The 20,663-nt window shown below is 64.5% G+C and carries 21 protein-coding genes and 1 tRNA gene; 18 read left to right on the top strand and 4 right to left on the bottom strand.

Annotated features, from left to right (window positions below; all coding sequences use genetic code 11):
* The first annotated feature begins 25 nt into the window (after positions 1-25).
* Both PAF12_RS08430 and PAF12_RS08425 read left to right on the top strand, forming a co-directional pair.
* Positions 26-421, top strand: coding sequence for a helix-turn-helix domain-containing protein (locus PAF12_RS08430; RefSeq protein ID WP_271106498.1), 396 nt, complete (start codon positions 26-28; stop codon positions 419-421).
* Positions 422-468: 47 nt separating this feature from the next.
* Entirely contained in the window at positions 469-1,290 is an 822-nt protein-coding gene (locus PAF12_RS08425; RefSeq protein ID WP_271106497.1) for a site-specific integrase, read from the top strand.
* Between the two features lie 50 nt (positions 1,291-1,340).
* Here the strand turns inward: PAF12_RS08425 and PAF12_RS08420 are convergent.
* Both PAF12_RS08420 and PAF12_RS08415 read right to left on the bottom strand, forming a co-directional pair.
* Positions 1,341-1,415: transfer RNA gene (locus PAF12_RS08420), tRNA-Thr, on the bottom strand.
* A 145-nt stretch (positions 1,416-1,560) separates the two neighbouring features.
* Positions 1,561-2,364 (bottom strand): SH3 domain-containing protein, encoded by an 804-nt coding sequence (locus PAF12_RS08415; RefSeq protein ID WP_271106496.1) that lies wholly within the window; start codon positions 2,362-2,364, stop codon positions 1,561-1,563.
* Between the two features lie 200 nt (positions 2,365-2,564).
* Here PAF12_RS08415 and PAF12_RS08410 point away from each other — a divergent pair, with 200 nt between their 5' ends.
* Positions 2,565-3,557, top strand: a complete 993-nt coding sequence (locus tag PAF12_RS08410) for a D-glycerate dehydrogenase (protein WP_271106495.1) — start codon at positions 2,565-2,567, stop codon at positions 3,555-3,557.
* A 39-nt stretch (positions 3,558-3,596) separates the two neighbouring features.
* Here the strand turns inward: PAF12_RS08410 and purS are convergent, their stop codons facing one another.
* Positions 3,597-3,836 carry a phosphoribosylformylglycinamidine synthase subunit PurS gene (purS, locus tag PAF12_RS08405; RefSeq protein ID WP_271106494.1) on the bottom strand — a complete coding sequence of 80 codons (240 nt, stop codon included), beginning with the start codon at positions 3,834-3,836 and terminating at the stop codon, positions 3,597-3,599.
* An 11-nt stretch (positions 3,837-3,847) separates the two neighbouring features.
* Positions 3,848-4,606: a phosphoribosylaminoimidazolesuccinocarboxamide synthase gene (purC, locus tag PAF12_RS08400; protein ID WP_271106493.1), complete on the bottom strand. Its 759-nt coding sequence runs from the start codon at positions 4,604-4,606 to the stop codon at positions 3,848-3,850.
* A 142-nt stretch (positions 4,607-4,748) separates the two neighbouring features.
* On the opposite strand from purC, the gene PAF12_RS08395 reads away from it, so the two are divergent.
* From PAF12_RS08395 to PAF12_RS08325, 15 genes are all read left to right on the top strand, one after another.
* A complete protein-coding gene (locus PAF12_RS08395) occupies positions 4,749-5,063 on the top strand; it encodes a DUF1476 domain-containing protein (protein ID WP_271106492.1) in 315 nt (104 codons plus the stop codon).
* A gap of 248 nt (positions 5,064-5,311) precedes the next feature.
* Positions 5,312-6,337 (top strand): tripartite tricarboxylate transporter substrate binding protein, encoded by a 1,026-nt coding sequence (locus PAF12_RS08390; protein ID WP_271106491.1) that lies wholly within the window; start codon positions 5,312-5,314, stop codon positions 6,335-6,337.
* A gap of 76 nt (positions 6,338-6,413) precedes the next feature.
* Positions 6,414-6,899, top strand: coding sequence for a tripartite tricarboxylate transporter TctB family protein (locus PAF12_RS08385; RefSeq protein WP_271106490.1), 486 nt, complete (start codon positions 6,414-6,416; stop codon positions 6,897-6,899).
* Complete coding sequence (locus PAF12_RS08380) at positions 6,896-8,416, top strand: tripartite tricarboxylate transporter permease (RefSeq protein WP_271106489.1); 1,521 nt, start codon at positions 6,896-6,898, stop codon at positions 8,414-8,416. The genes PAF12_RS08385 and PAF12_RS08380 overlap by 4 nt, the downstream gene beginning before the upstream one ends.
* Positions 8,409-9,239 carry a sugar phosphate isomerase/epimerase gene (locus tag PAF12_RS08375; protein ID WP_271106488.1) on the top strand — a complete coding sequence of 277 codons (831 nt, stop codon included), beginning with the start codon at positions 8,409-8,411 and terminating at the stop codon, positions 9,237-9,239. Before PAF12_RS08380 ends, PAF12_RS08375 begins: the two co-directional genes overlap by 8 nt.
* Entirely contained in the window at positions 9,236-10,597 is a 1,362-nt protein-coding gene (locus PAF12_RS08370; RefSeq protein ID WP_271106487.1) for an enolase C-terminal domain-like protein, read from the top strand. The genes PAF12_RS08375 and PAF12_RS08370 overlap by 4 nt, the downstream gene beginning before the upstream one ends.
* A gap of 70 nt (positions 10,598-10,667) precedes the next feature.
* Positions 10,668-11,828 carry a Gfo/Idh/MocA family protein gene (locus tag PAF12_RS08365; protein WP_271106486.1) on the top strand — a complete coding sequence of 387 codons (1,161 nt, stop codon included), beginning with the start codon at positions 10,668-10,670 and terminating at the stop codon, positions 11,826-11,828.
* Positions 11,825-12,973 carry a dihydrodipicolinate synthase family protein gene (locus tag PAF12_RS08360; protein ID WP_271106485.1) on the top strand — a complete coding sequence of 383 codons (1,149 nt, stop codon included), beginning with the start codon at positions 11,825-11,827 and terminating at the stop codon, positions 12,971-12,973. Before PAF12_RS08365 ends, PAF12_RS08360 begins: the two co-directional genes overlap by 4 nt.
* The gene (locus tag PAF12_RS08355; RefSeq protein ID WP_271106484.1) at positions 12,970-13,797 is read left to right on the top strand and encodes a sugar phosphate isomerase/epimerase; all 828 of its coding nucleotides are present in this window, start codon (positions 12,970-12,972) and stop codon (positions 13,795-13,797) included. The genes PAF12_RS08360 and PAF12_RS08355 overlap by 4 nt, the downstream gene beginning before the upstream one ends.
* A 141-nt stretch (positions 13,798-13,938) precedes the next feature.
* Entirely contained in the window at positions 13,939-14,589 is a 651-nt protein-coding gene (locus PAF12_RS08350; RefSeq protein WP_271106483.1) for a TetR family transcriptional regulator, read from the top strand.
* Positions 14,590-14,751: 162 nt separating this feature from the next.
* Positions 14,752-15,570 (top strand): glycosyltransferase family 2 protein, encoded by an 819-nt coding sequence (locus tag PAF12_RS08345; protein WP_368045133.1) that lies wholly within the window; start codon positions 14,752-14,754, stop codon positions 15,568-15,570.
* Positions 15,567-15,899 (top strand): lipid-A-disaccharide synthase N-terminal domain-containing protein, encoded by a 333-nt coding sequence (locus PAF12_RS08340; protein WP_271106482.1) that lies wholly within the window; start codon positions 15,567-15,569, stop codon positions 15,897-15,899. The genes PAF12_RS08345 and PAF12_RS08340 overlap by 4 nt, the downstream gene beginning before the upstream one ends.
* Before the next feature lie 4 nt (positions 15,900-15,903).
* Positions 15,904-17,562, top strand: coding sequence for a glycosyltransferase family 39 protein (locus PAF12_RS08335; protein ID WP_271106481.1), 1,659 nt, complete (start codon positions 15,904-15,906; stop codon positions 17,560-17,562).
* Positions 17,559-19,202: a phosphatase PAP2 family protein gene (locus tag PAF12_RS08330; RefSeq protein ID WP_271106480.1), complete on the top strand. Its 1,644-nt coding sequence runs from the start codon at positions 17,559-17,561 to the stop codon at positions 19,200-19,202. The genes PAF12_RS08335 and PAF12_RS08330 overlap by 4 nt, the downstream gene beginning before the upstream one ends.
* The gene (locus tag PAF12_RS08325; protein ID WP_271109674.1) at positions 19,195-20,637 is read left to right on the top strand and encodes a glycosyltransferase family 39 protein; all 1,443 of its coding nucleotides are present in this window, start codon (positions 19,195-19,197) and stop codon (positions 20,635-20,637) included. The genes PAF12_RS08330 and PAF12_RS08325 overlap by 8 nt, the downstream gene beginning before the upstream one ends.
* Positions 20,638-20,663: the final 26 nt, after the last annotated feature.

Genomic DNA, 20,663 nt, shown 5'->3' with positions numbered 1-20,663 from the left:
CAAGGATCGATAGAGGACTGAACCAATGACCAGCTCTCCACCAAATATTGCCAGAGAGACCGCCGACAGCTTTGCGTTATTGACGCTGCAGGAAGCGGCCGAGGCGATGCACAGCACGGTGAAAATTTCGACGCTCTACCGCGCACGCGCCGAAGGCAAGCTATGGGCTAAGAAGATCGGAAGCCGGTACTTCACCACCATGCAAGCCATCAAGGAGTTTCTACAGTGCCCAGACCCCGAAAGCCCGCCCGCCTCTACTACCGCAAAGACGAACAGCAATGGGTCATCCGGGACGGCGGCGCGCAACACCGGACAGGATATGGCCTTGGCGAGCGCGAAGAGGCTGAAACAGCGCTGCAAGAATACCTCGCCAACCGAAAACCGGCCGAGCGCAGAGGTCCGGCCCTTCCCGGGGAGCTAATGGTTGGTGAGGTACTGGCGCGATATGCAGACGACAAGGGCCCTTTGATGGCTTCAGGTGCAACGCTCGCCTATTCCATTCAGGCCCTTGCGCCCTTCTGGGGCGGCCTGACCTGCGATGCAGTCAAGGGCACCACCTGCCGCGCATATGAGCGTGAACGCGCCAAGCCGCGCACAATCACCACAGTCAGCAAGAACGGCAAAGAGACCACGCGCGAGGTCAGCGCGGGACCGCCCACCGTGCGGCGTGAACTGGGTGTTTTGCAAGCGGCGCTGAACTACGCCCATGCTGAGGGCCTGCTGATCCATCCGATCAAGGTCACGTTGCCCAAATCCGGCGAAGTCCGCGACAGGTGGCTGACCCGCGATGAGGTGGCCCAATTGCTCCGCCACGCAGAACCGCACATTCGCCGCTTCATCATTCTTGCGATTTATACCGGCCGCCGGGCTGCAACGATTCTCGATCTGATCTGGACCCGCGTTGATCTGGATGCGAACCTGATCCGGTTCCGCGCTGATGGTCAGGCTGAAACGAACAAGCGCCGCGGTCGCGTCCGGATACCCCGCCAGTTAAAAGCTCATCTGCGCCGCTGGTCAGCGACGCCCGGCACGCATGTGGTTATGTATCGAGGTGAGACGGTAGCCAGCGTCAGGAAGGGCGTTGCACGCGCCGCTGAAAGGGCAGGTATCGAGGGCGTGAACCGGCACGTTCTGAAACACACGGCAATCACATGGGGCGTCAAGGACGGCATGGAACTGGAAGACGCCGCCGAATACTTCGACACGTCCGAAGAAATTATCCGCAAACACTACTGGCACCACAGCCCGCATCATCAGGAACGTGCCGTGAAAATCATCGAAAGGAGATAATAACTGTGCAGATAACTGTGCGAGAAGATACCGCAAAACCCGCTAAGTCATGGTGCTGCCGGAGAGATTTGAACTCTCGACCTCTCCCTTACCAAGGGAGTGCTCTACCCCTGAGCTACGGCAGCGCCTATTGGTCCGTCGGACCGTGTGGCGCGATTTAGACGAGGGCGGGCGAGGGCGCAAGGGGAAAGCGGCAAGTTTTTCGCAAAAGCGCGGTCGCCCATACAGGTGTCGCCGGGGGGGCGGGGAGCGGCGTCCCCGCCTGACGGATCAGTCGCGGAGTTCGGCTGCGTCGACGCCCCAGATCGCGGTTTTCGGCACCCAGCCATTCGAGCCCTGGCCCGAGACGCGGCACCAGTTGGCGTTGCATTCGCCCAGCTTCACGATCGAGCCGCCCTCGGCCATCGCCATGACGCCGGAGTTCAGATCCGGGCGGGCGCGAAGCTCTGTCATGTCCTGCTGAATGATCGCGGTGCGCACGCCTGACAGCAGCCGGTAGTGGACCCAACCGCCAGCGCCGTCCTGATCCTCGATCCGGCGCCACTGGCCGAATTCGCCGACCACGCGCAGGGGCATTCCGGCGTGATTGAACACCCAGTCGATGCGGTGCGACAGCGAGGGGCCGCGCCGGACATTGCCGCGATCTCCCTTCAGCGAGACATAGCGCGGGATCGGAAGCCGGGTGACGGGTCCGCGCTGCACCTCCGCTGCGGGGGGCTGGGCAGCGGCGGAGGTCGGATCGGCGGCGGCCAGCCGGGCAGGGCGGGCTGCGGGTCGGGCCGTCCCTGCCGCATCGGGTGCGGTTGCCGCGGGTGCGGGCGTCGCGGCGGCGACGGCTGCGGCGGTCGCGTCGGGTTCCGTTTCGGCGTTGCTCAGCGCGTGGGCGGGGTCAAACACCAGAAAGGCGAGACCCGCCGCCGCGACGCAAAGTGCTGCCTTCGCCGGCCAGCCGATGGCGCGCCAGCCCGCAGCGATGCCGCCTTGTTTCGATCCGTTGGAATATTGTGATGTCGCCAAACCATAACGCTGCGCGACGCGTGCCGCACGGCGAAAAGACGGAGAGATATGTGCCATCTATCCTTGCCTGCCCTCGTTATATGACGGCTTGCGCCGTCCGCCTGTTCCGCGACTTGCGTCGCCCGCCTGTGTTGCGGCTTGTGCCGCGCTGCCTCTTGTGTCGCGTCGTTTGATGCGCGACGTTTCAGGGTCTTGTGATTGCGCCCCGATGGGGTGAAGTTTGCCTGAATCCGCATGATCTGAAAAGGGATGAATGCATGGCTGCCCGGAAAACCCGTCCATATGTGGCCGTTACGCGACGCCTTCCCGCGCCGGTTGAGGCGAGGATGGGCGAGCTTTTCGATGTCCGGCTGAACCCGGACGATCACCGGATGGATCGCGATGAGTTGATCCGGCTGATGCAGCAGAGCGACGTGATCGTGCCGAGCCTGTCGGAAAAGATCGATGCGGAGATGCTCGATCAGGCGGGAGGGCGGCTGAAGCTGATCGCCAATTACGGCGCAGGCGTCGATCACATCGCGGTTGCCGCCGCCCGCAAGCGCGGGATCATGGTGTCGAACACGCCGGGCGTGCTGACGGAGGATACGGCGGATATGGCGCTCGCGCTGATTATCGCCGTGACCCGCAGGCTGGCCGAAGGGGTGGCGGTCATGCAGGCGGGCGACTGGGAGGGCTGGTCGCCGACGGCGTTTCTGGGCGGCAGGCTGGGCGGCCGGAAGCTGGGCATCGTCGGCATGGGCCGGATCGGGCGCGCCATCGCGCGCCGCGCGCGGGCTTTCGGCATGGAGGTGCATTACCACAACCGCACCCGTCTGCGCCGGGAGACGGAGGTGGAGCTGGGTGCGAAATACTGGGACAGCCTGAACCAGATGCTCGCGCGGATGGATATTGTCAGCGTCAATGTCGCCCATACGCCGGCGACGTTTCATCTGCTCTCGGCCCAGCGGCTGAAGCTGATGAAACCCTCTGCCGTAGTCATCAACACCTCACGCGGCGAGGTGATCGACGAAAACGCACTGACCCGGATGCTGCGCGCAGGTGAGATCGCGGGGGCGGGGCTGGATGTCTATGAGCAGGGGCACGAAGCCAATCCGCGGCTGCGGAACCTGCCAAACGTCATGCTGCTGCCGCATATGGGCAGCGCCACGGTCGAGGGCCGGATCGAGATGGGCGAAAAGGTGATCCTGAACGTCCAGACCTTCGCCGACGGCCACAGGCCGCCGGATCTGGTGCTGCCGGGAATGATGTAAGGCGCTGCTGCTGAGGACGACGCGGCGGCGCGCGCCGGATCAGACCAGTTCGACCGAGTATTTCTCGATCACCGTATTCGCCAGCAGGCCTTCGCACATACGGGTGACCTCGGCTTTCGCGGCCTCGGCGTCGGTTTCGGTCAGGTCCAGCTCGATGATCTTGCCCTGACGGACGCCGTCCACGCCGCCATGACCCAGCCCGGCAAGCGCGTGGCGGATGGCTTCGCCCTGCGGGTCCAGAACGCCGTCTTTCAGCATGATGGTGACACGGGCCTTCATCGGCGTTCCTTTCAGTTGATCAGCGTCGGTTTTGCCAGCGGCGCGGCAGGCATCAGGCCGAGACGGCGCGCGACCTCCGTATATGCATCGGTCAGATTGCCGAGATCGCGGCGGAACACGTCCTTGTCGAGCTTCTGCCCGGTCTTGACGTCCCAGAGCCGGCAGGAATCGGGGCTGATTTCGTCGGCCACGATCAGCCGCATGAAATCGCCGTCCCAGACCCGGCCGATCTCGATCTTGAAATCCACCAGCTTGATGCCGACGCCGAAGAATACGCCGGACAGGAAGTCGTTCACCCGCAGTGCCAGCGATACGATGTCGTCGAGATCCTGCTGCGAAGCCCAGCCGAAGGCGATCACATATTCTTCCGACACCATCGGGTCGCCAAGATCGTCATTCTTGAAGCTGTATTCCACGATGGGGCGGGGCAGTTGCGTGCCTTCCTCCAGCCCCAGCCGTTTCGACAGCGAGCCTGCGGCGAAGTTGCGAACGATCACCTCAAGCGGGACGATCTCCACCTGACGGATCAATTGCTCGCGCATATTGATGCGGCGGATGAAATGGTTCGGCACGCCGATATTGGTCAACCCCTGCATGAAGAACTCGGACAGGCGGTTGTTCAGCACGCCCTTGCCTTCGATGGTGGCCTTCTTCTGCGCGTTGAAAGCCGTGGCGTCATCCTTGAAATACTGCACCAGCGTTCCCGGCTCGGTGCCTTCATAAAGGATCTTGGCCTTGCCTTCATAAATTTTCTTGCGCCGTGGTGCCATGAGATGCGCAGTCCTTTCGGGGCGGTTGGGTTTGTCGTGCCTGTGGCTGAGCCTATAGGCATAAAGCGCGGTCGCGGCAATACAGGGTTGCGATAAGGGCCGCGCGTAGGCATATGAATGGCGAGCTAACAGGAGGGCCGAGATGACCACCTTTGACGACCGCGAACGTTCCTACGAAGCCAAGTTCGCCCGTGATGCAGACCTGCAATTCAAGGCCGAGGCGCGCCGCAACCGCCTGCTGGGCGAATGGGCGGCGGAAGTGCTGGGCAAAACCGGCGAGGATGCCAAGGCCTATGCGCTGAGCGTCGTGACCTCGGATTTCGAGGAGCCGGGCGATGAGGACGTGTTCCGCAAGGTGTCCGCCGATCTCGCCGGCAAGGCTGACGAAGCGCAGATCCGGGCCAAGATGGCCGAGTTGGTCGGCGTCGCGCGCCACCAGATCATCAACGAATCCTGATCCCACGCATCGCGTCCGGCGTTTTCCGGTCGCGTGGATTGGGTCAGGGGATTCTCTGCGCCGCGACAGGCGTGATTGTTTGAATATGTGCTGATCGAAGGGCCGGGGTCAATCCCGGCCTTTGTTTTTGCTGCGTTTTAGCGGATTTTCCGGGCTGAAAAATCCCGGTGAAATTGCCCGATCAGCAGAGTTGACAGGACTCTGGACCGCTTCTAACCTACCGGTAGGTAATTAAGGGGAGGAATGGAATGTCTATGTTTCGCATGGCTGCCTGCACGGCGGTAATTGCACTGTCAGCCGTGGCTGCAAACGCACAGGATTCGGAATATGCGTGGCAGCCTGACAAGCCGATCAATATCATCGTGCCCTGGGCGGCAGGCGGGTCCACCGATCAGGTGACGCGCGTTGTCGCCCCGATTCTGGAGGAGGCGCTCGGGGTGGAGGTCGTGGTGGTCAACCAGCCCGGCGCATCCGGCTCCATCGGGACGCAGGCCGCGCTCGATGCGCCGCGCGACGGCTATACCTGGACGGCGAATGCCATCGCCAACAACGCGACCTATGCAATCACCGGGCTGCTGCAGGACACCTCGATCGAGGATTATCGCATCTACCTGCATGTCGCGAATGTGCCGGTCGTCAGCGTGAATGCCGACAGCGAATATCAGAGCTTCGAGGAACTGCTGGGCGGGATGCGCGATGGCGAGGTGACGGTCGGCACGGCAGGCGTCAACAGCTCTGGCGGCATGGCGCTGGCGTCGATCAAGGACGGGCTGTCGGAAGAGCTGCCGGGCGCGCGGATGATCACCTATGACGGCGGCAACCCGGCGGTGATCGCGGCGGCCAGCGGCGAGGTTCAGGCGACCACCCAGCTTGCCGTGGAACAGGCCGAGATGATCCGCGCCGGCCGTCTGCGTCCGCTGACGGTGCTGTCGGACACGCCGCTGGAAATCGGCGACGGCGACCCGATCCCGCCGATCACCGAATTCGCGCCCGATTTTCATGTCGCGCAGGATTTCTTCGGGGTGTTCATCCCGGTCGGTGCGCCGCAGGAGGTCTATGACACCGTCGATCAGGTCTGGCAGGATCACGTCATGGAAAGCGAGGCGCTGAAAGCCTACGCCAATGAAAACGGCGCGGTCTTTGCGCCCAGCTATGGCGAGGATGCGCTTGCAGCCGCATTGCCGGTGGTGGAAGCAGAAGCCTGCGCCCGCGTTACCCGTGGCGAAGCTGTCGTCGATCCGTCCGAAATCGGCATCGACTGCGCCGCCGAATAAGCGCGGCTCAACACTGGCGCGGCGGGTCCGTCCTGCCGCGGCCTTCGGGACAACCTGAACTCATGAGGTGAATGCCATGAAAATGGCTGTGGCGGATCGCATCACGGCGTGCGTCTTTTTCGCGCTCGGCATCGCGATGCTGGTGGGCGGTTTCACGATGGACCGGCTGGAGATCCGGCAGATTCACCCGTTATCCATTCCGGGGCTGATGCCCATGCTGCTGGGCGCGGCGCTTGCCGTCTGCGCGGTGCTGTTGTGGTTGCAGGCCGATCTGCAATCGGAGGAGGGCGCGGTCCTGCTTGGCCGTGACGGTTCGGCCAAGCGGCTTGGTCTGACCGTGGCGCTGACCTGTTTCTATGCGCTTGTGCTGGTCGGCTGGCTGCCGTTCTACTGGGCCACGGCGGTTTTCATCGCTGCGTTCACCACGATCTTCTCGTGGGACCAGCACACCGCCGGATCCGCACGGGCGAGGGTCATGGCGCAGGCGGCGGTATTCGGGCTGATCGCCGCTTTTGCCGTGGTCATGCTGTTTGAAAAAGCCTTCCTTGTGAGGTTGCCATGAGCCAGCTTGGTGAACTCGGCACGGCGCTGTGGAGCCTGATGACCCCGACCATGCTGTTTCATGTCGCATGGTCGATGCTGCTGGGCATTGTGGTGGGCGCGCTGCCCGGCCTGACGGCAACGATGGGTGTGGCGCTGATGACAACGCTGACCTACTCGATGGACACGACCGCCGCTGTGCTGGTGCTGATCTGCATGTATATGGGGGCGATCTATGGCGGCTCGCGCAGTGCGATCCTGCTGAACATCCCCGGCACCCCGGCCAGTGCGGCGACCTCGCTTGACGGGTATCCGCTGGCACGAAGCGGGCGGGCCGGGCGGGCCATGGGGCTGGCCACGGCAGGCTCCATGTTGGGCACCTTGGTCGGGATCATCATTCTGGTGCTGATCGCGCCGCCGCTGGCCGAGCTGGCGCTGAAATTCGGCAGTTACGAGATGTTCTGGCTGGCCCTGTTCGGGGTGCTGATCTCGGGCCAGCTCACCGTCGATTCCCCGCCGATCAAGGGCTATATCGCCGGTATTCTGGGGCTGATGGTGGCGATGATCGGATCGGAGGGGCTGCATGCCTATGTCCGCTTCTCGCCCACCCAGCAGATGAATGGCGGCATCCAGTTGATCCCGGCCATGGTCGGCGTGTTCGGGCTGGCGGAGATCATGACCGCGATGTGGCACAAGCAGGGCGTCGTGTCCGCCATTCGCGACAAATCCGACCGCGTGCTGCCCTCCATCCGGGAGTTGTGGCGCTACCGGATCACGGTGCTGCGCTCCGGCGTCATCGGCACGCTGGTCGGCGTGATACCCGGCGTCGGTGAGGATATCGGCGCATGGGCCAGCTACGCCGCCGCAAAGCGCGTCAGCAAGGAGCCGGAGAAATACGGCCACGGCAGCACCGAGGGGCTGACCGCGGCAGAGACCGGCAACAGTGCCGTCGTGCCCGGCTCGCTCATCCCGGCGCTGACGCTGGCGGTTCCGGGATCGGCCAGTGCTGCCGTGCTGATCGCGGCGCTGTTCATCCACGGTATTCGCCCCGGCCCGATGATCATGATCGAGCAACCGCAATTCATCAGCCTGATGGGCGGGATGCTGATCCTCGCGACGGTGGCGATGACCATTTACGGGCTCAGCATGACACGGCTGTTCGTGCAGGTCCTGCGGGTGCCTTACGCCTATCTGATGCCGCTGGTCTTCACCCTTTGCGTGATCGGTCCCTATGCGCTGTCGCAGCGGATGTTCGATGTCTATGTCATGGTCGCGTTCGGGCTGATCGGTTTCGTGCTGCGGCAGATGAAATACCCGATGGCGCCGCTGGTGCTGGGGATCATTCTCGGCACCATGCTCGACACCAATCTGCGGCGCAGCCTGACGCTGAGCAATGGCGATCTGACGCCGTTCTTCACTCGCCCGATCTCGGCGGTGCTGGTGGCGATCATCGTCATCGCGATCCTGTCCAATTTCGGTTTCGTCCGCCGTACATTCGGCAGGCTGAAACGCCGTATCACGGGACATGGCGATGCTTGATCTGAGCCTGTGCAATGAGCTTCTGGCGGGTGAGGGCCTGTCGCTGCGGGAACAATGCCAGGTGGCGAAATCGCTTGGCTATATAGGGCTGGAACTCGCGCCCTCAACGCTTGGAGAGGCGCCGCATCTGCTGGGCGATGCCGCGCGTGCGGAGATCCGCGCGACGGTCGTGGAAAGCGGGCTGCGCGTCACCGGGCTGCACTGGCTGCTGAGCGGCTATCCCGATCTGTCGATCACAGACCCGGCGCGGCAGGCGGAGACGGCGGATATTCTGCTGGCGCTGATCGGGCTTTGCGCCGATCTCGGCGGGCGGGTGATGGTGCATGGCTCGCCAAATCAGCGGAAGCGGCCGGAGGGGATGGGGAACGCCGCGCTGCGCGATCATCTGGCGGAATTTTTCGCCCCTGTCGCGGCAGAGGCGGCGCGGAAGGGCATCACCTATTGCATCGAACCGCTGTCACCGGCTGAGACGGAGGTGATCAACACCGTGGCTGAAGGCGCGGCGCTGGCCGATGCCGTTGGCAAATCCGCATTCCGCACCATGATCGACATCAGCGCCGCCGGTCTGACCGAACCGCCGGTTGCCCGGCTGCTGCGCGAATGGGTGCCAACCGGGATGATCGGCCATATCCACGCCAACGACACCAATCGCGGCGCGCCCGGAACCGGCGACGACCCGTTCCCGGAGATCGTCGCGGCGTTGCGTGACAGCGGCTGGTCGCAGCCCGTCGGGGTGGAGCCGTTCAGGACCGTCATCGACGCCCGCGTGACGGCTGCCATTGCGGCGGCCACGCTGCGGGCATGTGAAAGGGCTGTGGCATGAGCGATCCGATAAGCCTCTCCGTTCTTGATGTGCAGATTTCCGAGCGTCCGGTGACGATGCGCCTGCCATTCCAGTTCGGCAGTACCGAGGTGCGGGAGACGGCAGAAGCATATTGCACGCTGCGCGCCGTGATCGGGGGCCGGGAGGTGTCGGGATATGCCGCGCAGCTCATGGTGCCCCGATGGTTCGACAAGCGCCCGGAGTTGAGCAATGCCGACACGATAGACGAATTGCGCCACACGGTCGCCTCGGCCGCGCGGCTGATCACCGGACAGAGTGGCTCGGTCGCTGAATTGTCCGTCGGGCTGCGGCAGGCCGTCATTGACGATCTTCCGGCGGATGTTCCCGCGCTCGCCGCCGGTTTCGGGCCGGCCCTGATCGAGATGGCGCTGATCGACGCGGTCTGCCGCAGCGTGGCGCAGCCGTTCTGGCTCGCCGCGCGGCAGGACCTCTTCGGGCTGGGACAAATCCTGCCCGCCGACCTGACGCCGGAGGCCTATGACGCCGCGCTGAATGCGATAGAGAAACCGCATTCTATCACATTGCGTCACACGGTGGGATTCGATGCTCCGCTGGTCGAAACGCCCCCCGACGCGCCGCAGGACGGGCTGCCCGTAACAGTTTCCGATGTGATTATCACAACCGGGATCACATCATGGAAGATCAAGCTGAAAGGCGATCCGGAGGCGGATGCGGCGCGGCTTCTGGCACTTCAGCCGGTGCTGAGCGGCCATATGGATGGCGGCGTGACGCTGGATGCGAATGAGCAATATACGCCGGACGCCTTCCGCGACCTGCTGAACCGCTTGCGCGCGCCCGGTCTGGCGGAACTGACTGGCAAGATCCGCTTCTTCGAGCAGCCCTTTGCCCGCGATGTCGCGCTGGCGACCCGCGCGGATTTCGGCGCGAGGCTGGTGATCGACGAAAGCGACGATGGCATGGACAGCTTCGCGGACGCCTTGCGGCTCGGCTGGGGCGGAACCTCGATCAAAAGCTGCAAGGGGGTGCTGCGGGCGCTTGTGAACATGGCGCGGGCGCGGCAGGCCGGGGCCTTGCTCAGCGGCGAGGATCTGACCTGTCAGCCGGGGCTGTGCTGGACGCAGGACACGGCGATGGCCTCAGCCTGTGGCGTCGCGGATGTGGAGCGGAACGGGCATCATTTCGCAGGCGGCATGCAGGGCGCGACAGAGGCGGAACGGGCGCGGATGCTGAAGCTGCATCCGGGCATTTTCCGCGGCGATGCCAAGCGGGTGACGCTGGCGGTAAAGGCGGGGGCGGTCAATATATCGTCGCTTGCCGCGCCGGGTTTTGGCGCATCGAACGCGATGGCGGAGATGCAGAACGACGAAGGGAATTGACAGCTTCATACTTATTACCTACTGGTAGGTAATGTTAACGAAGTCTGTCTGATCAGGGGAGGAATTTCGGGTGAGCACTCAAAGAATCGGCATCATCATGCATGGCGTGACGGGGCGCATGGGGATGAATCAGCATCTTATCCGCTCCGTCCTCGCGATCCGCGAACAGGGCGGGGTGGCACTGAAAAACGGCGACCGTCTGGTGCCCGATCCGATTATCGTCGGGCGTAATGCGGCAAAGATCGAGGCATTGGCCAAACGTCACGGCGTCGAGCGCTGGACAACCGATCTGGACGCGGCGCTGGCGAATAAGGACGACACGATCTTCTTCGACGCGGCGTCGACGCAGATGCGTCCCGGTCTGCTGCGCAGGGCCATCGACGCGGGCAAGCATGTCTATTCCGAAAAGCCGGTCTCCGAGGGCCTGACCGAGGCGGTCGAGATCGCGAAACACGCCAAGGCCAAGGGCGTCAAGAACGGCATCGTGCATGACAAGCTGGACCTGCCGGGACTGCTGAAACTGCGCCGTTTGCGGGATAGCGGGTTCTTTGGCCGGATGCTTTCGGTCAAGGGGGAGTTCGGCTATTGGGTGTTCGAGGGCGACTGGATGGAAGCCCAGCGGCCAAGCTGGAACTACCGGGCCGAGGATGGCGGGGGCATGATCTCCGACATGCTCTGCCATTGGCGCTATGTGCTGGATAACGTGATCGCGCCGGTGAAATCGGTCAGCTGTCTCGGCTTCACCCATATCCCCGAGCGCGTGGATGAGGCGGGTGCGCGCTACAAGGCGACCGCCGACGATGCCGCCTATGCGACCTTCCTGCTGGACGGGCCGGACGGGGATATTGTCGCCCATATCAACTCAAGCTGGTGTACCCGCGTTCGCCGCGACGATCTGGTGACGTTCCAGATCGACGGCACGCATGGTTCTGCCGTGGCGGGGCTGCATAAATGCGTCAGCCAGCATCGGGTGAACACGCCCAAGCCGGTGTGGAACCCGGACATGCCGCAGCCGCTCGACTTCTTCGAGGACTGGGAAGAGGTGCCGGACAACACCCATTTCGATAACGGCTTCAAGGTGCAGTGGGAACAATTCCTGCGCCATGTGGTCGAGGACGCGCCGTGGTCCTACACGCTGGCCGAAGGTGCGAAAGGCGTACAACTGGCCGAGGCGGGCTATCAAAGCTCCAAGGAGCGCCGCTGGGTCGATCTGGAGGATCTGGGACTATGAGCAAGCTGAACCTGAACCTGCCGGGCGGTGCTGTCACCTTGCAGGCCGGGCCGGAGCCGAAGGCGACCGGCAACTGGAACCGCACGGCCTTTGCGGCGGCACATGTGGTCGCCGATCCGCTGGCCGATGCCGATCCGTGGCTGGATACGCCGGTTGACTGGGACCGGACGCTGGCGTTTCGCGAATATCTCTGGGGCTTGGGTTTCGGCGTGGCCGAGGCGATGGATACGGCGCAGCGGGGCATGGGGCTGGACTGGCCGACCTCGCTGGAGCTGATCCGGCGTTCGATGGAGATCGCGAAGCCCGCCGGTCATCTGATCGCCTCCGGTGCCGGGACCGATCATATCGCGCCGGGGCCGGATGTGACCGTCGACGACGTGATCCGCGCCTATGAGGAGCAATGCGAGGCGGTCGAGGCGACCGGCAGTCAGGTGATCCTGATGGCCAGCCGCGCGCTCGCGAAGGCGGCGAAATCGCCGGATGATTATATCCGCGTCTATTCCCGCGTGCTGGGCGGTTTGCAGAAACCGGCGGTGCTGCATTGGCTGGGCGAGATGTTCGATCCCGCCCTTCAGGGCTATTGGGGCAATGCCGACCACATGGCGGCGATGGAAACCGCATTGCAGGTGATCGAGGCGAATGCGGCCAAGGTCGACGGCATCAAGATCAGCCTGCTCAGCGCCGAAAAGGAAATCGCCATGCGCCGCCGCCTGCCGGAAGGCGTGCGGATGTATACGGGCGACGACTTCAACTACCCCGATCTGATCGCGGGCGACGACGAGGGGTATTCCGATGCGCTGCTCGGTATCTTCGATCCGATTGCCGGGGCGGCGGCGCGGGCCTTGTCGCAACTGGCCGAGGGCCGGATGGACGACTATAACGCCACCTTCGCCCCGACCGTCCCGCTCTCGCGGCATATCTTCAAGGCGCCCACGCGGTTTTATAAGACCGGGGTGGTGTTCATGGCCTATCTGACCGGCCATCAGGATCACTTCACCATGATCGGCGGTCAGGAAAGCGCCCGCTCAACGCTGCATCTGGCGGACATCATCCGCATGGGGAACGCAGCCGGACTGTTCACCGATCCGGAGACGGTGGCGGCGCGGGCGCGTCCGGTCTTTGCCGCGCGTGGGGTCGAGATATGAGCGCGATCACCCCGGAACGGCTGTCGCTGAACACGGCGACCGTGCGGGAGCAATGGGATCTTGCCCAGTGTATCGAGGGCTGCAAGCGCCACGGTTTCGGCGGCATCGCGCCGTGGCGGGACAAGTTGCAGGAGATGGGCGTCAGCAAGGCCGCAGCGGCGATCCGCGAGGCGGGGCTCAGCGTCTCCGGGCTGTGCCGTGGCGGCTGGTTCACCGATCGCGGTGCGGTCGATCAGACCGTTATCGACGATAACCGCCGCGCCGTTGACGAGGCGGCGGAGATCGGGGCGGACTGCCTCGTCATGGTGGTTGGCGGGCTGGCCAAGGACAGCCGCGACCTGCCAGCCGCATGGCGGATGGTTGAGGAGGGGCTGGCGAAAACGCTCGAATATGGTCGCGAGGTCGGGATGAAGATCGCGATCGAGCCGCTGCATCCGATGTATGCCGCCGACCGGGCCTGCGTGAACACGATGCGGCAGGCGCTCGATATCTGCGACCGGCTCGGCCCGGGGATCGGCTGCGCGGTCGATGTCTATCACGTGTGGTGGGATTTCGAGCTCGAGGCGCAGCTTGAGCGCGCCGGGCGCGAGCGGATCATGGCGTTTCATATCTGCGACTGGCTGGTGCCGACCCGCGACATGCTGACCGACCGTGGCATGATGGGGGACGGGGTGATCGACATCCCCCGGCTGCGCGGACTGGCGGAGGCGAACGGATTCGACGGGCTGAACGAGGTTGAAATCTTCTCGGCCCTGGACTGGTGGACGCGCGACGCGGACGAGGTGATGGAAACCATCGTCGAGCGTGCGCGGACGGTTTGCTGAGCGGCGCCTGTCCGACCCGGCTGTCCCGCGCTGCCAAGCGGTGCGGGGTTCCCTCTCGGGCCTATGCGGGCTGCAACTGTTTGCGGCCCCATCCTGCCTCGTCTATAGGGTTCCGACTGCCAGCACGGAACCGTTCGCAATATGTCTGACCACAGCAAGCCCGCCCCCGCCCGCAGACCGCGCGATGCCGAACAGAGCCGCAGGCTGATCCTTCAGGCCGCGCTTGAGGAATTTTCCACCTATGGCCATTCCGGCGCGCGGGTCGAGCGGATCGCCAGTTCCGCCGGGGTCAGCAAGCCGCTGATCTACGATCATTTCGGCGACAAGGACGGGCTTTATGCCGCGGCGCTGAAACAGGCCTATGTCCAGATCCGCGAGGGCGAGCGGGAGTTGCAGCTTGACGATCTGTCGCCCGACGACGCGATCCGGACTCTGGTGCGCTTCACAATGGACCATTTCCGCGAGAAACCGTGGTTCATCCGGATGCTGAACACCGAAAACCTGTTGGGTGGTGAGACGATCCGGCAGATCAGCGATGTGAAATCCGTGCAATCGGTTCTGGTCGACCGGCTTCAGACGGTGCTGAAACGCGGCGCGAAGGACGGCGTGTTCAGGGCCGATGCCGACCCGCTGGAGTTCTATATCTTCGTTGCCTCGCTTTGCTGGTTTCCGGTGTCGAATATCCACACCCTGCGGGCAGTCTTCGGTCTGCCGATGGACGAGCCGTGGCTGCGCCGCCGAGCCGATGAGGCGGCGGAGATGGTACTGGGCTATTTGCGCCCGAAGGACTGAAACCGGGTTTCTTGCCTGACATTGCTGGTCCGGGTGGAGCGGTTGACAGCGTTACGAAACCGTCGGTTATCCGTCATTTTAAATTCATATATTCGTCGCTGAAGCGTCGCTGAACTGCATTAACCATGCGTTGAGCGGTCAAAAACGAATGAGGTGCCAAGCGTGAACCGCGTGGTACAGGAAGGCTTGCTGCCGGCGTCACAGCCGGTCCGTGCTGATATAGGGCCGGGTTTGTCTGTCGTGATCCCGATGCGGGATGAGGCGGCCTCGGTTACAGAGTTACTTGATGGTTGCGCAAGGACCGCCGCCGAAACCGGGCGGTTTGAGATCTGCGTGACCGATGACGGGTCGAAAGACGGCACGGGCGAGGTGCTGCGCGACTATGCGCGCAATCACCCGGAACTGGATATGACCATCGTGACCCTGCCTGCATCCGCCGGTCAGTCGGCTGCGGTGCATGAGGCGGTGAAGGTTGCGCGGGGTCGGGTGATCTGCACGCTCGACGGGGACGGGCAGAACCCGCCATCGGAAATCAGCCGCCTTGTCGCGCCGCTGCTTGACCCTGCCGCGCCGGACGATCTGGGTCTGGTCGCAGGACAACGGGTCGGGCGCAAGGACACGGCGTCGAAGCGGATCGCCTCGAAACTGGCGAACCGGATCCGTGGCTGGGTCTTGCGCGACGGCACCCGCGACACTGGCTGCGGGCTGAAGGCGTTTCGCCGCGATGCCTATCTCGCGCTGCCCTATTTCAATCACATGCACAGATTTCTGCCCGCCCTGTTCAAACGTGACGGGTGGGAGATCGCGCTTGTCGACGTGGCCCATGCGCCGCGTGTGGCGGGGCGGTCGAAATATAACAATTTTCAGCGCGCCATTGTCGGCGCTACGGATCTGGTCGGCGTCGCCTGGCTGATCCGGCGGCGCAAGAAGATCGACCGGGCCGCTATCGGCGTGACGCGCACAGGCAGGAGCGAGCCATGAAGGAAACGATGTTCGAGCTTCTCAAGATCGAAGGCTGGCGGGAGTTCTGGTGGGTGGTGCTTGGACTTACGGCGCAGATCGCCTTCGCCTCGCGCTTTCTGGTCCAGTGGATCGCGTCGGAGCGGGCAGGCCGGTCCTATATCCCGGTCGCCTTCTGGTATCTGTCGATCATCGGCGGCGCGCTCTTGTTCACCTATGCGGTTTACCGGCAGGACATCGTCTTTATCCTCGGTCAGGGCAGCGGGCTGATCGTCTATATCCGCAACCTTGTCCTGATCCATCGCGAGGCGCGCAGGCCCGATGCGATGGCGGAAACGCCGGTCCGCTAGCGCGATGATCGCGGATGACGCCATCGCGGGCCAGACCGGCTTTCGCGGTCGGATCATGCCGCTTTATGCGCTGGTTTTTCTGCTGTCGCTGCTGGCTTTGGCACCCGGGATCGCCACCCTGCCAGTGACCGACCGGGACGAGGCGCGGTTCGCGCAGGCCAGCCGGCAGATGGCGGCCTCGGGCGACTGGATCGACATCCGCTTTCAGGATGAGACCCGCTACAAGAAACCCGCTGGCAGCTATTGGCTTCAGGCGGCGGCGATCAGGCTGACCGGGCAGGGCGCGAATGCCCCGATGTGGGTGCATCGCCTGCCCTCGCTGATTGCAGCCGCACTGGCGGCGGTGGCGCTGATCTGGGCCGGAACGCCGATGGTCGGGGGCCGGGCGGCGGCGATCTCGGCCGGGATGCTGGCCACGATCCTGATCGTTCAGGTGGAAGCGCGGCTGGCCAAGACGGATGCGGCGCTGCTGCTGGCGAGTGTTCTGGCAATGGGTGCGATCTTCCGGGTCTGGCTGGGGCAGTCCTCCGCCAGGGTCGCGGCGATATTCTGGGTCGCGATCGCCTGCGGTCTGCTACTGAAAGGGCCGGTGATCCTGCTGCCGGTGGCCGGGCTGGTCCTGTGGCTCTGGCTGACGGATGGCAGACCAAGCTGGCTGGCGGGGCTGTACCCGCTGCGGGGTCTTGCGCTGATGGCGGTGATTGCCCTGCCGTGGTTCATCGCCATCACGATCATCAGTGACGGGCAGTTCCTGACCGCCTCGCTGCTTCAGGATTTCGGTTCCAAACTGTCCTCCGGTCAGGAAAGCCACGGCTCGCCGCCGGGCAGCTATGTGCTGGGCTTTCTGCTGAGCTTCTGGCCTTGGACGGCGCTGGCGCCGCTGGCGGGGATCTGGCTGTGGCGGAACCGGAGGGCGCGGGCAGGGCGGCTGATCCTCGGCTGGGTTATTCCGGCGTGGATCGTGCTGGAGCTGGTGCCGACGAAGCTGGTGCATTACCCGATGAACCTCTATCCGGCGCTGCTGCTGGCCGTGGCCGCCGTCGCGGTGCAACTCATCGACCGCGCTGCCGCTTTTCGCGGCTGGCCGGCGCTGCTCGGGGCGCTGATCTTCATTTTGACGCTGACGGGGCTGACGGGGCTGATGATCCTCGGCCCGATGCGGCTTGGCGACGGGGCGGCACCCCTTGCCGTGACCGGCGGGGTGCTGGCGCTGCTGCTGGGGGGCGCGGCGCTGTTCTGGCTGTGGCGCGGACGGGGGGAGCGGGGATGCGCCTCGCTGGGTCTTTGCGGTGCGGTCATGCTGGCGACGGCGGCTTGGGCCGGGCTTCCGGCGATGATCCGGCTGTGGATTTCGGAGCGGTTGGCGGCGGAAAGCGCGGCCAATCTTTGCGCGCGCGGGCCGGTCGCTCTGGCCGGGTTTCATGAACCGAGCGCAGTGTTCCGCCTTGGCACCGATACGATCCTGACCGACGCGGACTCAGCGCGCGCCTTGGTCGATAGCGGGCAGGTGGCGGGCGCATGGATTGCGGTGCCGCAGGACGCCCCGACGGCTGATGCGCCGGAGGTTGCGGGTCTCAACTATTCCAACGGTCGGGAGGTGCGGCTGCGGCTTTACCGACCGGCACAAGCGGCACATCCGACATGCGAGGAGACGGGATCATGACCACGCGACAATTGAGGGTGGGCGCGCTGGCGTCGCTTCTGTTGCTTGTGTTCTTCGCGATAGACCCGCTGGCGATCCGTGCGCTGCCCGCCTTGCCGGAAGTCGTCGTCGCCGCCGCCCACAAGCTGACCGCGCTCGGCAACAGTGCGTGGCTGGCGGTTCTGCTGCCGCTGATCGCGCTTGCCGCAGCGTTTACCGAGATCCGGTCGCAAAGCCCCTCCGCCCGGCGATGCGCGTCGGTCACGCTGCGGCTGGCGGTTGCGCTGTTCCTGTTCGTCCTGCTGAGCGGCATTGCCGTGCAGCTGCTGAAACACAGCTTCGGCAGGGCGCGGCCGGAATGGTTTGCGGAGCTTGGCCCTTACGCGATGCGGCCCTACGGGTTCGATTTCTCGTTCAACAGCTTCCCGTCCGGCCATGCGACGACCGTGGGCGCGGTCGCGATGTTCCTGTGCTGGATGTTCCCGAAGCGGGTCACGCTGATCGCGGCGATTGCTGTGATCATCGCCGGGACGCGGATCGTGACCGGCAGCCATTACCCGTCCGACGTGCTGGTCGGGCTGGCGCTCGGCGCCGGGACGACCTGGCTGCTGGGCCGGGCGCTGCTGCTGACCGGGCAGATCCCGCCGCGCCATGACCCGGTCTTCGACCGCATCGGCAGCCGGAATCTGACCCGCTCGGTCCGTTTTGCGCGCGGGCTGTCTTGGACGGCATGGACGCGCGATCCGCTTTATCTGTCGCTGCTGATCGGCACGCTGATCGCGATGAATGCGGCAATGGTGATCTTCTTCTCCGCGCCGCAGATCGACATCGCGGCCTCCGGTCTGTTTTTCGATGCGGAACGCGGCTTCTGGATGGCGGAGAACCAGACGCTGACCGTGATCCGCTATATCTTCCTGCGCGGCACGCAGCTTGTCGCGCTGGCGGCGCTGGTGCTGTATCTCATCTGGTGGCGGCTCGGGCGGCGGATGCAGATCCCGATCGCGCTGCCGGCCTATGCGGCCGCCTGTTTCGCCATCGGGCCGGGACTGCTGGTGAACGGCGTGTTCAAATCCCATTGGGGCCGCGCCCGTCCGGCGAATATCGAGGCGTTTGGCGGCGACATGGTATTTACCCTGCCATTCGAGCGCGCCGATCAGTGCCTGTCCAACTGCTCCTTCCCGTCGGGGGAGGGGTCCGCGATTGCCATGCTCGCCATCGTTGTGGGCAGCATTTTCTGGCCGTGGCTGCGCCGCCGGGGCTACCGGGTCTGGCCCGTCGGGCTTGCCATTGCGCTGCTCGGGATTGCGCTGCGGGTGGCAATGGGCCGGCATTTCCTGAGCGACTCTGTCTTCGCGGTGCTGCTGATGGTGCTGATCGCGCTGATCGCTTACCGCTGGTGCGGCATTACCGCGATCCGGGGGCAGTTGACGCGCGCGGCGATGCATCGCGATATGGCGTCGGTGAAATCCTATCTGACCTCACCTTACCGCGCCCCGGTGCCGAGCCTCGCCTCGGACCTCTATACGCTGCTACTGGCCGCGTGGCGGGTGCTGACCACGACCGGCGCGATGCTGCGGGCGATGACGCTGGGTGTCTGGCGGCAATTGCGCGGGCTGTGGCTCTCGCGCGTGAAGCCGATGCAGCTTGAGCCGGGTGAGTGACGCGGCGATCAGCGGGTCCGGTTTCCGCGACCTGTCCGCGCGGCGGCATCTGGCGCTGAGCCTTGCGGTCATTACCGGGATCACGCTTTGGCGGATCATCTGCCTGCGGCTCACCCCGCTTGACCTGTTCATGGACGAGGCGCAATATTGGCTCTGGGGTGAGGAGCTGGCCTTCGGATATTTCTCCAAACCGCCGCTGATCGGCTGGGTGATCCGTGCCTTCACGACGCTTGGCGGGGATACGGCGTTCTGGGTCCGCATTGCCGCGCCGATTGGGCATGGCTTGGCCGCGATTTTCGTCGGGCTTGCGGCGCGTGCCTGGTGGCAGCGGCCCGAAGCGGTCTGGGCCGGGGCTGCCTATGCGACCCTTCCCGGTGTCGGTGTGCTGAGCCTGTTCGTCTCCACCGACGACCTGCTGCTGCCGGCATTCGCCGTGGCGCTATGGGCTGTGATCCGGCTTCGCCAGCAGCCGCAGAACATGGCGTGGGGCATCGTTCTGGGCGTTGCGCTCGGGCTGGGCCTGCTGGCGAAATATGCGATGCTTTATTTCGTGATCGCGCTGATCCCGCTTGCACTGCTGGGAGGTGAGCGGGAAGTGAGGCGAGGGGTGGCTGTCGCGCTGATGCTGGCGCTTGTCATCGCCTCGCCCAATCTGATCTGGAATATGCGGGCCGGGTTCGTGACCGTTGGTCATACTGCGGAGAATGCCGGTTGGGCCGGGATCGAATGGAACTGGTCCGGCGTCGCGGAATTTCTGGCGGTCCAGATCGTTGCTTTCGGGCCGGTCTTCGCCGCCGGATATGTGCCTGCGATCCGTGCCGCGCTCAGACGTGGGGAGCGGTTCATCGTTGCGCTGTCGGCGGCGATCCTTGCCGTGGTCACTTTGCAGGCCCTGATCCGTGATGCGAATGGCAACTGGGCCGCGCCCGCCTTCGTCGCGGCGGCGGTTGTGACCGTGCCGTGGTGCCTGGCCCGTTGGCCGCGCGTGACGCGGGCGGGGATGCTGGTGAACCTGATCTTTTGCCTTGTGCTTCCCGCGACGACGCTGTGGCCCGATCAGATGCGGCTTGGCGGTCAGCCGGTCTATGCGAGGATCGAGGCGGTCACGGCATTCAATGCCCAACTGACCGAAGCCGCGCGGACGGCAGGGGCGGGCGCGATCGTGTCGGATGACCGCATGACGCTCGCCACGCTGAGCTGGCGGCTACGCGACGATGACATCGGGGTTTATGCGCTGCCGCCCGACGGTCCGCCGCGCAATCACTATGAGATGATCCGTCCCGCGCCGGATGAAATGGGTGCGGTCGTTCTGGTGACGAAATCGCTGCCGGAGGAATGTGCGTCGCAGGCCACGCCCCTGCCGATCCGCGACGCGGCAACGCAAGAGGATATGCGGTCGGTTCCGGACTATCTCCTCCCCGGAAGTTGTTGGTGATCGTTGCGCAATCGTCATAATCGCCG

Source organism: Paracoccus sp. SCSIO 75233, from assembly GCF_027912675.1.
Taxonomy (GTDB): domain Bacteria; phylum Pseudomonadota; class Alphaproteobacteria; order Rhodobacterales; family Rhodobacteraceae; genus Paracoccus.
The sequence above is the reverse complement of the archived record's forward strand: the minus strand, read 5'-3'. Positions and strand labels throughout refer to the sequence as shown.